Raw genomic sequence first — 12,530 nt, forward strand, 5'->3', positions numbered from 1 at the left:
CGGGCCTGTGACCTGCGCCTTTGCGTGACTCGGCGGTGTCGGGTGTCTGTCACGGCCGGATGCGTGTGTCACTCGGCTGTGACGCGGGTGACGTGGTGTGACACACGTTTCGGGCGTCTGCGTCACGCTCGTTCGAGCAGGTCAGGGACCGTTATGGGGGTGACGGATGACGCGGTGACGCGGGGGCTCTCTCTTAGGACAAAAGAGAGGGGGTGGTTTCTGTTTGTGGTGCGGCTTCGGTGTTGAAGAAGGAGCCGCTTCGCGGCGCGTTCTTGGGGCGGCTTTCGCCGAACAGCAAGAGGAGCACCAGGGCGCCGGGTGCTCCTCTTGCTTGTCGTGCAGCCGAGCGCGCCCTGTCAGTGCAGGGAACCCTGTTGATGCAAGGGCTCGGGCACGGGCCGGGTCATGGCGATGTAGCGGGCGGCGCTGGTGCGTCCCCAGTCGATGACCACGCCACGGGCGGCGAACGTGGGCTGGAGGCGCTTGAGCCGGTCGGAGAGGACTTTGCCGGTGGTGGGCCAGCCCTTCGGCAGGGGACGGCAGTCCTCGCCGCTGTGGAGGCGGCTGAGGCAGTCCAGCCATTCCGAGGAGGTCATGCGCTGCTCTGCGCCCGGTTCGAGTCCGGCGGCGTGGTGCAGCACGGTCTGTGCCAGCAGGTCGCCCTCGATCACGTCGTCGTTGAGGTCGTCGAGGCTGGCCCGGTAGGCGGGCAGGGAGGCGAGGCCGGTGGCCGTGTCGAACTGCGCGCACAGGTGGGCGAAGTCGGCCATGCGCAGGTCGGTGGGGGTGGGGGCGGTGGCGGCCCGGACCTTGACGGTGAGGTCGAGGAGCGAGCCGAGGATCACGGGCAGCGCGGCGGTGAAGTCGGCCCACAGTTCCGCTTCGGTGCGCCGCACCGTCGGGCGTTCCAGTCGAAGCGGCAGGAGGCGTTCGGCGAGGTCGGGCCGGATCACGCCCACGTCGATGCCGGTCAGGAGCAGGGGGCGGCGGTAGCGGGAGCGGTACACGTCGCCGTCGCTGAACAGGGCGCGCTTGATGGACTCGGCTCCGGTGACGATGCAGCACATGAGGTCGGACAGGTCCGGGGCCAGGTGGGAGAGGTTGTCCAGGGCGGTGATCCAGCCTGCCGCCACGGCGGTGATCAGGCTTTCCTCGTCCTTGGGTGCGCGGCGCAGGTCGCCGCTCATGCCCTCGATGATGCGCACGAGCATGCGGCCCGCGGTGGACTTGCCCGCGCCCTGCGGGCCGGTGAGGAACGGCGCGGGGACGGGGACGCCCGGCTCCAGGCAGCCGACGAGCCAGGCCAGCGCCAGGCATTCGGTGTCCGGGGTGGCGAAGTTGGTCAGCCTCAGCAGGGCGTCGATGCCCTGCCCGGCGGTGTCCTTGGCGGGCAGGGGCAGTTCGCCGGTGAGCTGGGTGCGCCGCCAGCAGACCTCGGCGGGGTCGGGGACGGCGATGGTCCAGCCGGTGGGGTGGATGCGCACGGACTGGCCGTCGTCGCGGCCGAGGTCCAGCCAGGTGGCCCCGTCCGAGCCGGGGGCGACGCGGATGTGGGTGGCCTGCACGTCCTGGGAGAGGGCGAGTGCTTCGATCAAGTCCAGTGCCTCCTTCAAGGCGGTGCCGTTGAATACACCGACCCCGTCGCGGAACAGTCCGACCATGAGTTCCTGGCGGTGGCTTCCGGTGGTGCCCTGGGAGCGGATGGGGCGGGCCACGGGGTGGCCGTTGCGCTGGGCGTAGACGGTGCCGTCGACGGTGCGGAAGTAGCGGAAATGGGCCTGCGCGTAGTCGGTGATGACCTCGCGGCCCGGCGTCTTCTCGTCCTCGGACACGGCTCACATCCCCAAAGCGGTCAGGGCGTTGGTCCACGCGTCCGTGCAGTGCCGGGCCGTCTCGCCCTTGGCCTGCGCGGCGGTGAACAGCCGGGCAACGTGGGTGTCGGTGAGGCAGCCGCACCGGCCGTGCCGGGACAGCACCGCGAGGAACGTCCGGTACACGGTCGCGTGGACCGCGCTGGACGCCTCCGTGATGCGCTGCTCCGCCATCACGACACCCCGTTCCAGGAAGACGGGCGTGCGGTGCGGGCACTCCCCCTGACCGCCCCTCAGCGGCCCTGGGAGCGTCTGTGGCGCCCTGGGGGCGGGGGACGGCTCCTTCACTGCCAGGGCGCGCACAGCGTCCGGGAGAACGGCCATGGTGCCGGTGCCGGGACCGAGCCAACGGACGTAGGCCATGGTGGACTTGATGTCGACGCCGGGCCGCACGGCGTTGCGGGACGCCATGGCGCCCCGGTAGATCCAGTGTTCGCCGCGCGTCGTCGGCACGGTGCGGGTGGTGGGCAGGGCGGTGCGGGCCCAGGCGATGGCGTTGGCGTCGTCGAGGTCGAGGACGGTCAGTCCGCCGCCGCCGGGGTGGTAGGCGACGCACACCGCCTGTCGCCATGCCGCCGCCCACTCGGGGGAGACGATGACGGCGGGGTCGGTGGTGGCGGCAGCCCATCCGTGGCAGACGCCGGGGCACCGGCACGGGCCGGGCACCTTCATGTTCGGTCGGCCGCCGCATGCGTTGTCCACGCAGGCGGGGCAGTTGCCGAACGGGACCTTGCCCCGGCGCAGGGGCAGCACGGGGACGCCGGATGCGGCAAGGCTCAGCGCCGTGTGCTGCGGGTTGGGCGTGGGTTGCGTCATGCTGGGGTATCTCCAGTTCCTTGGTTGGTTCTGGCGAGCAAGGGCGGCCCCGCGTTCTTGGCGGAAGGTGGGGGCCGCCCTTGGCGTAGCTAGCCGTGGAAGTGGTTGCGCTTGATCACGGCCTTGCGGATGTTCACGGTGGTGCCGCCCTGGTGGCCGCGCGTGCTGAAGAGCTGCACGGCGATCCATCCGCCGAAGATCACGGCGGCCAGGATGATGAGCTGGGTGATGAACGCGGTGAGTGCGGCGATGAACGAGGTGAGCAGGACCAGCCCGCCGCACACCGCGAGGAACCCGGCGCCGCCGAGGGCGACGTTCACGGCCGTGCGGGACACGGCCGGTTTGGCGGCGACCGGCTCAGGGCGGGTCGGTTCGATGGCGTAGCCGGTGACGACGCGGCCGTCCGGCAGGACGATGCTCGCCACCGCCGGAACGGCGCCCGGCTGCACCGGCACAACCGGCGCCGCGACGGGCACGGCGGGCGGGTACGGGGTGGGCTGGTGGACCTCTACCGCCCGCTGTGCGGGCACGTGCGGAGCCTGTTCGGGGTACATGCGGAATCCCTTCCGGCCGAGGGCCAGGGAGGCAGAGACACCCCCTTCCGGGTGCCCTGCGGAGGGGTGTTTCGGGGGTGTGACCTGCGCGCCTCCCTGACTCCCTGGGCGATCATTCGCGCAGGTCAGAGCCAGGGAGGCGGGGCAGGGAGGCGGTCAGGGAGTTCTCCCTGACTCCCTGCCCCGGCGGCGGTCGGCTCCCTGCCGTCATTCGGCGGAAGCGGAACCTTCGTCTTCGCGGTTGGCGAGTGCGCGGGCGACGCGGTCGCGGGCCACGCACATGACGCCGTCGGACTTGTACGGCCCGGCGTCGGCGTCGTCGAGGACGCGCTTGAGGTCGAGGAACGACCAGTCGCCGTAGGCGTCCGCGTTCCGCGCGGCGAGCCGCGCGAGCACGTCCTTGGTCCTCACCCGCGGGGCGTCGCCGATGACGGCGGCGATGTCGGCGAGCGGGTCGTGCTCCGCGCTGCGGTCGATGGCGTGCAGGGTGGTCACGCCGTCGCGCAGGGCCTTGGCCCGGTCGGTGATCGCGGTGGCGGCGTCGTCGTCGATGTAGTGCGTGCGTACCGTGATGGACGACTGCCCCGCCGGGATGCTGATCCCGTCGGAGGCGACGACCAGGGTTCCCCGGTCCAGCCCCGGACGCAGCAGGTTCGGCGCCGCCCCGCCGTCAACGGCCTTGTCCCCCAGGGCCATGCGGGCCTGCGACTCGGTGCCGAGGGCGAGGGAGGCGCGGGTGTGGGCGCCCTCGCGCACGAGCTTGGGCAGGTTCTCGTTGGTCGGGTCTTGTGTGCCCTGCCACATCAGCACGTTGACCGCGCGGCCCTGGTTGTGGATCTTGCGGACGGCCATGAAGTACCGGGAGTCGGCCTTGGCGCCGCCGTACGGGCGCTTGTCCTTGCCGGTGCCCTTGGCGGGGCACATGAACGCGACCTGCGCTTCGTCGACCAGCACGATCAGCGGCGGGAACACCGTGCCGGGCGGCGCCTGGAGACGCCGGTTCATCTCGTCCACGGCGCCCTCGACCATCTCGGTCACCTGGATGACGTGCTCGTCCGTCGGCCCCTGGATCAGCGTCGTGGCCAGGCCGTCGAACATGGCCCAGTCGCCCGCGCCCTTGAGGTCGCCCATGAGGAACTGCACGGACTTGTCCAGGGACAGCCACAGGGCGAGGGAGCGCAGGGCCACGGTCTTGCCCTGGTTCGACAGACCCGTGATGAGCAGGTGGCGCTGGTAGAGGGACAGGGCGGCAGCGTCCCCGCGCAGGTCCTGCCCCCACGGGGCCTTGCCCTTGGTGTAGTCGGCGGTCATCGTGTCGTCGGTGACCAGCGGGGACGGCCCGATCGGCTCGTCCAGGGCGCCGGAGTCGGCGACCCACAGCCGCACCGTCCGGGCGGCCTGGGGGATGGTGATGAAGACCTCGTGTTCGTGCCGGGTCAGGTTCTCGGCGAGCTTGCGCCGCTTGGCCTGCACCTCGTTCGTGGCCACGCCGGAGGGGAGGGTCACGTCGACCTCGACGCCGCATCCGGCGATGCGGATCGGGCCGAGCATCGAGGCGCCGGCGTCGCCCATCTCCTTGATGGCCCGGGCCAGGGCCGGGACTCCGAGGTCGCGCAGGGCCTTGACCACGATGGACGGCGTGATCGGCTCACCCTCGCTGTTGCGGACGTTGGCGGGCAGCGCCCAGGCGGGGGCGGCGTGCTGCTTGCGGCCGACCGACCACAGGGCCAGCAGGGCGAGGAACGGGCCGATCGACAGGGCCGGACCCCACACCACCTGCACGATCCGGATCAGCAGGGCGATGAAGTCGACCGTTGCCGACAGCGGCGTGATCACGTCCCCGACGTGGCCGGTGCTGATGGCCATGACGACTCCGAGGGCGACCAGGACACCGATGCTCATCCCCGCGCCCACGGCGACGCCCTTGGCGGCCTCGACCGGGGAGTGCAGGAGGTCCATGCGGCGGTGGTGGCGGGCGGCGCGGAAGCGCTGCAACCGCTCTTCCCACTCCTCGGCCGCTTCGAGGTTCCCGGCGGCTTCCGCCGCGCGGATCATCCGCTCGTACCGGGAGCCGGTACGGCCGTCCCACGCCCGACGGGCCACGATCCGGCCGCCGTTGAAGGTGTAGAGGCCGTGCCGGGCCGCCGCCCGCACGGTGGCCCGGGTGGTCTCGTGCGTGGCGGCCGACTTCACCGCGCGGCCGGAGCGCACCCACAGCGGCACCGGGCGGGCCGGGGGCGCGTCGGGCACCACCGTGAGCACCGTCGGGGCGGTGTCGGCGGTCGGGGGGTCGGTGGCCTTGTGGAGGTGAACGACGTTCTCAGACATGCTGGAACTGCTCCTGACTGCCCCCAGCGGGGCGGGAGTAAGGGAGAGCGCCGGGGTGGCCGTGTCCGTGGAAAGAGGCGGCCCCCCGGCGCGGGAAATGGGCTGGTCAGAACCAGCCGGACGACTTCTTGGCGGCCTTGTCCCGGGCGGCCTCGGTGAGGAGGCGCTGACGCTCGCCGTGCAGGGCGGTCAGTTCCGCGTTCAGCCGGATCTCGGCGCTGTTGCCGGTGGCGTCCATGCGCTGTTCCTCGCGGCCCGCGCTGCGGCCCCGGGCGACCTTGTAGCCGCCGACGGCCAGCGAGCGGGCCATGGCCCGGCGCTCACTGCCGTTCAGCGGCCACCACTCGCCCCGGCGGACGGCGTCCAGCTTCTTCTGTGTCGCCTGGACGCCGGTGATCCGCACGGCTACGGCGGGCTCCGCACGGTCGGTACCGGCGTGCAGGATGACCGCCTCGGCGGTCAGCGTCGCGAAGTCGCCTCCACAGTTGAAGGTGAAGCGGTTGGCCATCGGTGTCCTCTCAGGTCAGGCGGCCGTACGGGCGGGGAGGGCGGCGGGGGCGAGGAAGCGCAGCGCGGCCGTGGCCTGTTGCGGGACCACGCCGTTGCCCAGCGCTTTGAGCTGTGCGGAGCGGGAGAGGCCGGGGACGTCGGTGACGTGCCCGGCGGGCAGGCCCATGAGCCATTCGACGAAGGCGGGGCTCAGCCGTCCCACAGCGTCAACTGGCCCGGGGGCGGCGCGCTGGAGGACCGCTTCCCACCGCGCGACCGCTTCGGCGTACTCGCCCCACCCGACGGCACCGCCGGGAACGCGCTGACCGCCACCTCCGGGAGGTCCGCCATTCCGGACTGGACCCGTCGGTCGGTCGCATCCGTGCGGGAGACGGCGCCGTTCGAGCCGTCCGTGGCCCGCGGGGTCGGCAGGAGCGAGCCCATCTCGGCGGCCAGGCTCTTGCCATGCCGCCCGGCTTCCTGCGAGGGACTGCGCCTGGTCTGCCGGTTCTCGTTCTCCGACGCGCGCGGGGTCGGCAGCAGTGAGACGACGTGGCGCAGGTTCATCCCGCCCTGTGCCGCGTGTCCGGCTCCGGTGTTCTCCGAGGTCGACGGGGTCGGCAGGAGCGAGCCGACGGCGGTCGGAAGCTGCCCGCGCTGCCCGCCGCCCCTCCAGTCCCGTGCTGCCGGAGTCGGCAGGCCAGGCGAGGACGAAGAGGCGTTTGCGCTGGTGAGCCGCTCCCACGTCAGATGCGCGAAGAGTGCACCACCGCGCATCGAACCCGAGGGCGGCAAGGTCACAGAGGACGGAGTCGAATCCGAGAGAAAGGTGCCCTGCGACGTTCTCAAACACCGCGAGACGGGGTCGTAGAACCCCAAGGGCACGGGCGATGTCGGGCCAGATGTGCCGCTCATCAGCGGTTCCCTTCCTCTTGCCGGCAGAGCTGAACGGCTGGCACGGGTAGCCGCCCGTCACGATGTCGACCGGCTCCACATCGGCCCAAGGGGCGGCGGTGACGTCGCCCAGGTTCGCCACCCGCGGGTAGCGGTGGGCGAGGATGCGGCAGGCTCCGGCGTCGTTGTCCGCGACCCAGGCCAGCGAGCCGCCGAAGACGGCCTGGACGGCCATGTCCAGGCCGCCGTAACCCGAGCAGAGCGAACCGATCCGCAGCCCGCTCACGCCGCCGCTCCCTCGGCCCGCTCCGCCCGCAGGGTGTCCCGCAGCGCCCGCGCGTTGACCGGAGACGTGCGCACCGCCCGCCGGATCCCCTCCGCGGTCACCTTCGCGTCCGGCCAATCCGCCGTCAACGCGCGCGCTTCGGCGAGCAACTGATCCGGCGTGCGCTTCGGGCGGGTCGACTTCGCGACCGCCGGGACACGGCCCGTGGCACGGCGCGGCCGGGTCGACTCGGCGGCCACCGCGCGCCGCTCGATCGGGGCGGCGGGGGCCGGGGCGATCGAGGGGGACGGCTTGACCGGGAGAGTCGACTTGAGGAAGCCGACGGCCACCGGACGGGGCAGAGCCACCACGTTCGGGGTGATCGGTGCCGGGGTCGATACCGGCAGGTCAGCCGTAGACCGTTTCATTGTGGTCTCGGTAGATTCCTCCGCATTTGTGGCCGTCGCTGGGATCGGGGCGGGGCGGTGGTGGAGCACCTTGGCCACGAGGTCGGAACCGAAGTAGATCGATCCGACCGGCAGCGACGTGGCGAGCAGGACCAGGGCCCAGTTCGCCGGGTCCCAGTCGGCCAGTCGACCCCAGTCGACCGTGCGGCCGTGCAGCTCCGGGACCAGGCCGTGCACGTAGTTGAGGACCAGCGACGCGACCGTGTACGCCCCCAGCACGCGCAGGGCGAACGTGCGGTCGCGGTCGGCCAGTACCAGGGTGGCGATCAGGGCGAGCGCCATGAGGCCGTCGACCACGAACGGGTACAGCATCGCCGCCGTGTCGTCCGCGCCGACCGCGCCGGCGATATCCCGCAGCGCGTTCCAGGACACCCGGAAGGCCATGCCGACCACGGCGACCAGGGCGAGCACGAGGGCGGCGCGGCCCTTGCGGTGAAGGTTCATGCCGCACCCCCGGCGGTGAGCAGGGCGGCAGCGATGAGCAGGGCGCCGCCGGTCAGGGTGAGGTCGACCGCGCGGCGCAGGCACGTGAACTTGGCGACGGCGAGCCGGGACAGTCCGGCGATGTCGGCGGCCCAGTCCCGGGCGACGGCGTCGCCGATCTCCTCGGCGGTGAGCGTGGCCCACAGGGGGAAGCCGTGCCGCCCGCGCAGGTTCGGGCGCACCGACCGCAGCAGCAGACCGGCCGCGCCGACCAGCAGCGCCAGACCGAGACTGCCCACGACGACGGCGGGCACGGTCAGCGGCAGGTCACGGGCGACCGTGAAGGCACCGGCGAGGACCGCGCCGACGAACGCCAGCAGCAGCGCCGTCTTGGTGTCCGTCCGCGTGATCTCCGCCTTCACCTCAGCGTGCGCGGCGATCAGGTTCCGGTCGGTGGAGCTCATGCGGCACCCCCGGGCAGGCTCGCATCGGCCGTGCGGTTGACCAGCGCGACGCGGGCGGCGAGCGCGCGCCGGCGGGCCCGGCGGATGCGGCGCTCGTCGACCTCGGTCGGCGTGCGGTCAAGGGTGACGATGTGCGCGTCCAGCAGGTCGACGTCCGCGAGGATGACGGGCATCTCCTGCTCGATCGCGTCCAGCTCGGCGTCCGTCGGCTCCATGAAGTCGGCGAACGCGGTAACAGCGTCCTGAACAGTGACGATGGGGTTCATGGGTCGTGGTTCCTTTCAGGGAGGAACGGCCCGAACGCGGCTCCCGGGTGGCACCCCGGGAGCCGCTCGCCGTTGAAGTCGATTCCGACTCCCCACGCCCTCGCCCGTACGTCCTCGCGCGGTGCGCTGGACGGACGGGCGAGAGAGGCAGTCGACGCAGCAACCGTGCTGCGAGCCGTGATGGCCCGAGCCGTTCAAGCGCCGCCGACCGGTCCGAATCGGGCGGCACTCAGGGTCTTCGCCGTCGCACTGGCAGTCCTTTCGGCGAGGTCAATAGGGGGTGAAGCACTGCAAGGGGGACCGCGTCCCCACTCTCCGGCCGTTGCTCGCGGTCGCCGGGCCACCTCGCCAGTACGGGCCGAAACCCTGTTCCACCTGGCCTTTAGCGGGATTGCAGCGTCCCCGCCCTGTGCATCAGCGCAGGCGATAGCAACTCAAGGGAATTGCTCCGCTTGCTCAACTTGTTGGTACAAGCTGATGCAGTGATGCTGCACCCACGGACAGTGAGTCGTCAAGGGATTGGGGCCCACATGTACCAACAAGTTGAGCGAGTGAGTCATGATGGGGGCATGAGCAAGCAGCCGAAGTACCGGCAGGTGGCCGATGCCCTGCGCCGAGAGATCGACAGCGGCACGTACGCGCCGGGCGCGCGGCTGCCGTCGGAGAGCGACCTGATGAAGCGCTTTGACGCTTCGAGGAACACCGTGAGGAACGGGCTAAGCCTCCTGGTCAGCCAAGGTCTCGTCTCGTCTAGCCAGGGGTTGGGCTACGAGGTCCGATCGCACGAGGTGTTCAAGCTCAACGCGTCTCGGTTCGAGAACCTGGACTTCCCACAGAACGGCGACGCGTACCGCACCGACGTGACCAACGCCGGCCGCCGACCGCATCAGACGTTCCGAGTCGAGATGACTCCGGCGTCGGCGGATGTCGCGGAACGGTTGAAGGTCGATGCGGGGTCCACCACGGTTCTGCGGTTCTGCCACCGGTACGTCGATGACGTGCCGTGGTCGACTCAAGCCACCTGGTACCCGGGCTGGCTCACAGAGCGGTCACCACGGCTCGCAGAGCCAGGCGACATCGAAGAGGGGACCACGCGGTATCTCGCGTCGCACGGCATCGAGCAGGTGGGCTACTTCGACGAGATTGCGGCCCGCATGCCGACCCCCGAAGAGGCGCGCCTCTTGGAGATCGGCGCCGGGGTGCCCGTGCTGCTCTGGACGCGCACCGGCTACTCGGAGGATCGGCCGATCCGCTGCACGGTCACCACCTTCCGGGGCGACCTCAACCAGATGAACTACGAGATCGGCACCCTGTCCGGCCGGAAAGAGAACGAACCTCAGTGAGAATCTGCTCAGCGCAACCGCACGACCTCGCCAAGCTGCTCGCCTTCCGGCAGGAGGCAGCAGCTTGGCTGTCTCGTCTCGGATCGGACCAGTGGCAGCGTCCCTACCCGGCTGACAAGCTGCTCGCCACCATTGAGGCTGGCGAGGTCTTCATGGTGCGCGACGGAGACGCCACGGCGGCCACAATCACGTTGACCCCTGTGGCGGAAGAGGGCCTGTGGACCGCAGATGAACTGCGGGAACCCTCTCTGTTCATCAACAAGCTGACGGTGGCGCGTACGCACGCCGGCCAGGATCTCGGCGGCCGGTTGCTCGACTGGGCCGGGGAGCGAGGCCATCGTGCGGGTGCCAAGTGGCTTCGCCTGGACGCCTGGACGACGAACACCGACTTGCAGGCATACTACCTGCGCCAGGGATTCCGGCATGTGCGGACGGTTTACCAAGGGATCGCCGTGAACGGCGGACCGAGGGTGTCAGGGTGGCTCGCTCAACGGGCCACGCGCCCCACAGATTCCGGATTCGTAGATGAAACTGCAGCACCCGCGCGACTCGGCTGAAATTTAAGAGAAGCGGACAGCGAGTCAGTAGCGTGGGAGCCAGACTTCACAGTACCTGACTGACTCCCACACACGAGTGAGATCCACGATCCCAATGCACTAGGTTTCGCCTGCGGCGTCTGCCATGGCGACAAGCTACTAAGGTGTTCCAGTAGCGACTATCGAGAATCCCTGGGCCTTGTTAGGTTGCTTGAGCAATCCCAATGTGAAGTTAACCAGCCCAACCCGACCCGCCAAGTCGTGAATGTGTTGCCTTAGATACGGATAAGCCGTCATAACCGCAACGTTGGCACCGAACGCTTCGTACACTGACTCGTTCACTTCATCGCCCTTGAAGACGTAACTGGTGAGCAAAACAACCGAAAGGTCAGCGACGGGCTCTTCCGACTTATCAAACGCCTGGCACTCCAGCGTGAAGCGATAGTCCACAGCACCAGGACGGGATGAGAATGCCGTATTCAAGGAGACCGCAGCCCGCTCAGGAGCAGTCCCGCTATGCCTGACTGCATGGCACTCTTGAGCGACGATGCCACGCAGATCAACTCTAGTCACGAAATCTTTCAGCTTTTCGAACTCACCTTGCTGATCCGTCACGAAACGACCTCGTTTCGGATCGGGTGGAATTCGTGACTCGAAGCGATTTCCGGTAGTGGCATCTCCGCCGTTTGCCCCTGGAAGTCGTAAAGGGAGTCACCGGCTGAGGACTCGGGATCTCTGCGCATCTCCACCACCATTGCGGTGAGTGGGTTCGAGTTGAATCGAAGTGGCATCACAGAGGTTGCCATATGGACGAAGCCGTGGCGGATGGCGTCACCGTACGCGGCTCCACTACTGGAACTAATCGACTCCGACTCGACCCAGTCCTGCTTGAACGCAGGCGTCATCTCGCGGCCTTCCACAACGGCTTTGCGGGGCTCCCCAGCTTCGACTGCACGGATATCCAGCTCGAACCCCATCGCGCTGAGATATTGCGCCAAAGTATTCACGCGAAGGTTTCCGTCCCCACGGAATACCTGGTTCACGGCAGACTTCCTGATGCGGAGACGTTCGGCGAGTTGGGATTGAGTTAGACCGCTCGCCTCAAGCGCCTTATGAAGGATGCGCAAGGTTTCTCGTCGCAGCCTCGTCGCAGCCAATAGCTGCGCTCCGTCCTCACTGCTGGCGAATCGCTCATAAAGATTCTTCATGACTTTGCGTCCTCCTCTCGCACCCAAAATGCCCTACGTATTTCCCCTCTGGGGGCCCATGGAGTCCCTTTTATGAAGCCGTGAGTTAGACGCACTGCACCAGCACGACTCTCCGGAACGTCGAAGAATGGCAGCCGGACGTCACCCGGCTTCAATTCCCGAATCCCATCCTCGAGGTTATTAATCTCTCGAGGAAACGCCAATTCACGATGGGCGAAATCCTCCAAAACCATTAGGATCGTCGCCAGTCGCTCTCGATCTTTCTTTTTCTTCGACGTTTCCAGTTCGCGAAAGAAATCATCGCATGGGTATGAATCTTCTGCTGTCCGAGCGGCCTCCACCATGTGCCGTCGACCGCGCTCGTAGTAGATCCGACTACAGTCCGTGCACTCCTGCCGATTCAGTTCAGTTATGACTGTACCCCCCCACCCCATGGGTCAACAAGACAGAGGAGTGCTCCTCACCCAACTACAGCCTGTTGGCCTAAGGCGATCAATGCTGGGCGCGCGTCACTCTCTGTCATTTCTTCCCCTTCCGCCACGCAGTCACACGAGACGGTTAGACGGCCACCGTAGCGGCCGTCCGTAGCTGGGTGAAGGTGATGCA

Annotated in this window: 14 protein-coding genes and 1 pseudogene; 2 read left to right on the forward strand and 13 right to left on the reverse strand. The window is 68.9% G+C overall.

Annotated features, from left to right (window positions below; all coding sequences use genetic code 11):
- Positions 1-356 precede the first annotated feature (356 nt).
- The 11 genes and pseudogenes from R2E43_RS18145 to R2E43_RS18195 form a co-directional block, all read right to left on the reverse strand.
- The gene (locus R2E43_RS18145; RefSeq protein ID WP_332056361.1) at positions 357-1,832 is read right to left on the reverse strand and encodes an ATP-binding protein; all 1,476 of its coding nucleotides are present in this window, start codon (positions 1,830-1,832) and stop codon (positions 357-359) included.
- A 3-nt stretch (positions 1,833-1,835) separates the two neighbouring features.
- Positions 1,836-2,687 (reverse strand): bifunctional DNA primase/polymerase, encoded by an 852-nt coding sequence (locus R2E43_RS18150; RefSeq protein ID WP_332056362.1) that lies wholly within the window; start codon positions 2,685-2,687, stop codon positions 1,836-1,838.
- A gap of 89 nt (positions 2,688-2,776) precedes the next feature.
- The gene (locus tag R2E43_RS18155; protein ID WP_332056363.1) at positions 2,777-3,241 is read right to left on the reverse strand and encodes a hypothetical protein; all 465 of its coding nucleotides are present in this window, start codon (positions 3,239-3,241) and stop codon (positions 2,777-2,779) included.
- Between the two features lie 207 nt (positions 3,242-3,448).
- On the reverse strand, positions 3,449-5,569 hold the full coding sequence (locus tag R2E43_RS18160; protein ID WP_332056364.1) for a P-loop NTPase family protein: 2,121 nt from the start codon (positions 5,567-5,569) through the stop codon (positions 3,449-3,451).
- A gap of 106 nt (positions 5,570-5,675) precedes the next feature.
- Entirely contained in the window at positions 5,676-6,077 is a 402-nt protein-coding gene (locus tag R2E43_RS18165) for a hypothetical protein (RefSeq protein WP_332056365.1), read from the reverse strand.
- Positions 6,078-6,092: 15 nt separating this feature from the next.
- Entirely contained in the window at positions 6,093-6,281 is a 189-nt protein-coding gene (locus tag R2E43_RS18170) for a hypothetical protein (RefSeq protein WP_224227776.1), read from the reverse strand.
- Entirely contained in the window at positions 6,269-6,625 is a 357-nt protein-coding gene (locus R2E43_RS18175) for a hypothetical protein (protein WP_332057152.1), read from the reverse strand. The genes R2E43_RS18170 and R2E43_RS18175 overlap by 13 nt, the downstream gene beginning before the upstream one ends.
- A 184-nt stretch (positions 6,626-6,809) precedes the next feature.
- Positions 6,810-7,187, reverse strand: a pseudogene (locus R2E43_RS18180) (DNA cytosine methyltransferase); the annotation flags it as partial.
- Positions 7,188-7,234: 47 nt separating this feature from the next.
- The gene (locus R2E43_RS18185) at positions 7,235-8,128 is read right to left on the reverse strand and encodes a DUF2637 domain-containing protein (RefSeq protein WP_332056366.1); all 894 of its coding nucleotides are present in this window, start codon (positions 8,126-8,128) and stop codon (positions 7,235-7,237) included.
- Complete coding sequence (locus R2E43_RS18190; protein ID WP_332056367.1) at positions 8,125-8,571, reverse strand: Pycsar system effector family protein; 447 nt, start codon at positions 8,569-8,571, stop codon at positions 8,125-8,127. Before R2E43_RS18190 ends, R2E43_RS18185 begins: the two co-directional genes overlap by 4 nt.
- Positions 8,568-8,837 (reverse strand): DUF6284 family protein, encoded by a 270-nt coding sequence (locus R2E43_RS18195; protein ID WP_332056368.1) that lies wholly within the window; start codon positions 8,835-8,837, stop codon positions 8,568-8,570. The genes R2E43_RS18190 and R2E43_RS18195 overlap by 4 nt, the downstream gene beginning before the upstream one ends.
- Positions 8,838-9,406: 569 nt before the next feature.
- On the opposite strand from R2E43_RS18195, the gene R2E43_RS18200 reads away from it, so the two are divergent.
- Both R2E43_RS18200 and R2E43_RS18205 read left to right on the forward strand, forming a co-directional pair.
- Complete coding sequence (locus R2E43_RS18200; protein WP_332056369.1) at positions 9,407-10,180, forward strand: GntR family transcriptional regulator; 774 nt, start codon at positions 9,407-9,409, stop codon at positions 10,178-10,180.
- Positions 10,177-10,737, forward strand: coding sequence for a GNAT family N-acetyltransferase (locus tag R2E43_RS18205; RefSeq protein ID WP_332056370.1), 561 nt, complete (start codon positions 10,177-10,179; stop codon positions 10,735-10,737). Before R2E43_RS18200 ends, R2E43_RS18205 begins: the two co-directional genes overlap by 4 nt.
- A gap of 138 nt (positions 10,738-10,875) precedes the next feature.
- On the opposite strand, the gene R2E43_RS18210 is transcribed toward R2E43_RS18205, so the two are convergent.
- Together R2E43_RS18210 and R2E43_RS18215 are read right to left on the reverse strand one after the other, a co-directional pair.
- A complete protein-coding gene (locus tag R2E43_RS18210) occupies positions 10,876-11,331 on the reverse strand; it encodes a hypothetical protein (protein WP_332056371.1) in 456 nt (151 codons plus the stop codon).
- Positions 11,328-11,924, reverse strand: coding sequence for a helix-turn-helix domain-containing protein (locus R2E43_RS18215; protein WP_332056372.1), 597 nt, complete (start codon positions 11,922-11,924; stop codon positions 11,328-11,330). The genes R2E43_RS18210 and R2E43_RS18215 overlap by 4 nt, the downstream gene beginning before the upstream one ends.
- Between the last annotated feature and the right edge of the window lie 606 nt (positions 11,925-12,530).

It is taken from the genome of Streptomyces violaceoruber (assembly GCF_033406955.1).
In the GTDB taxonomy this organism is placed as follows: domain Bacteria; phylum Actinomycetota; class Actinomycetes; order Streptomycetales; family Streptomycetaceae; genus Streptomyces; species Streptomyces violaceoruber.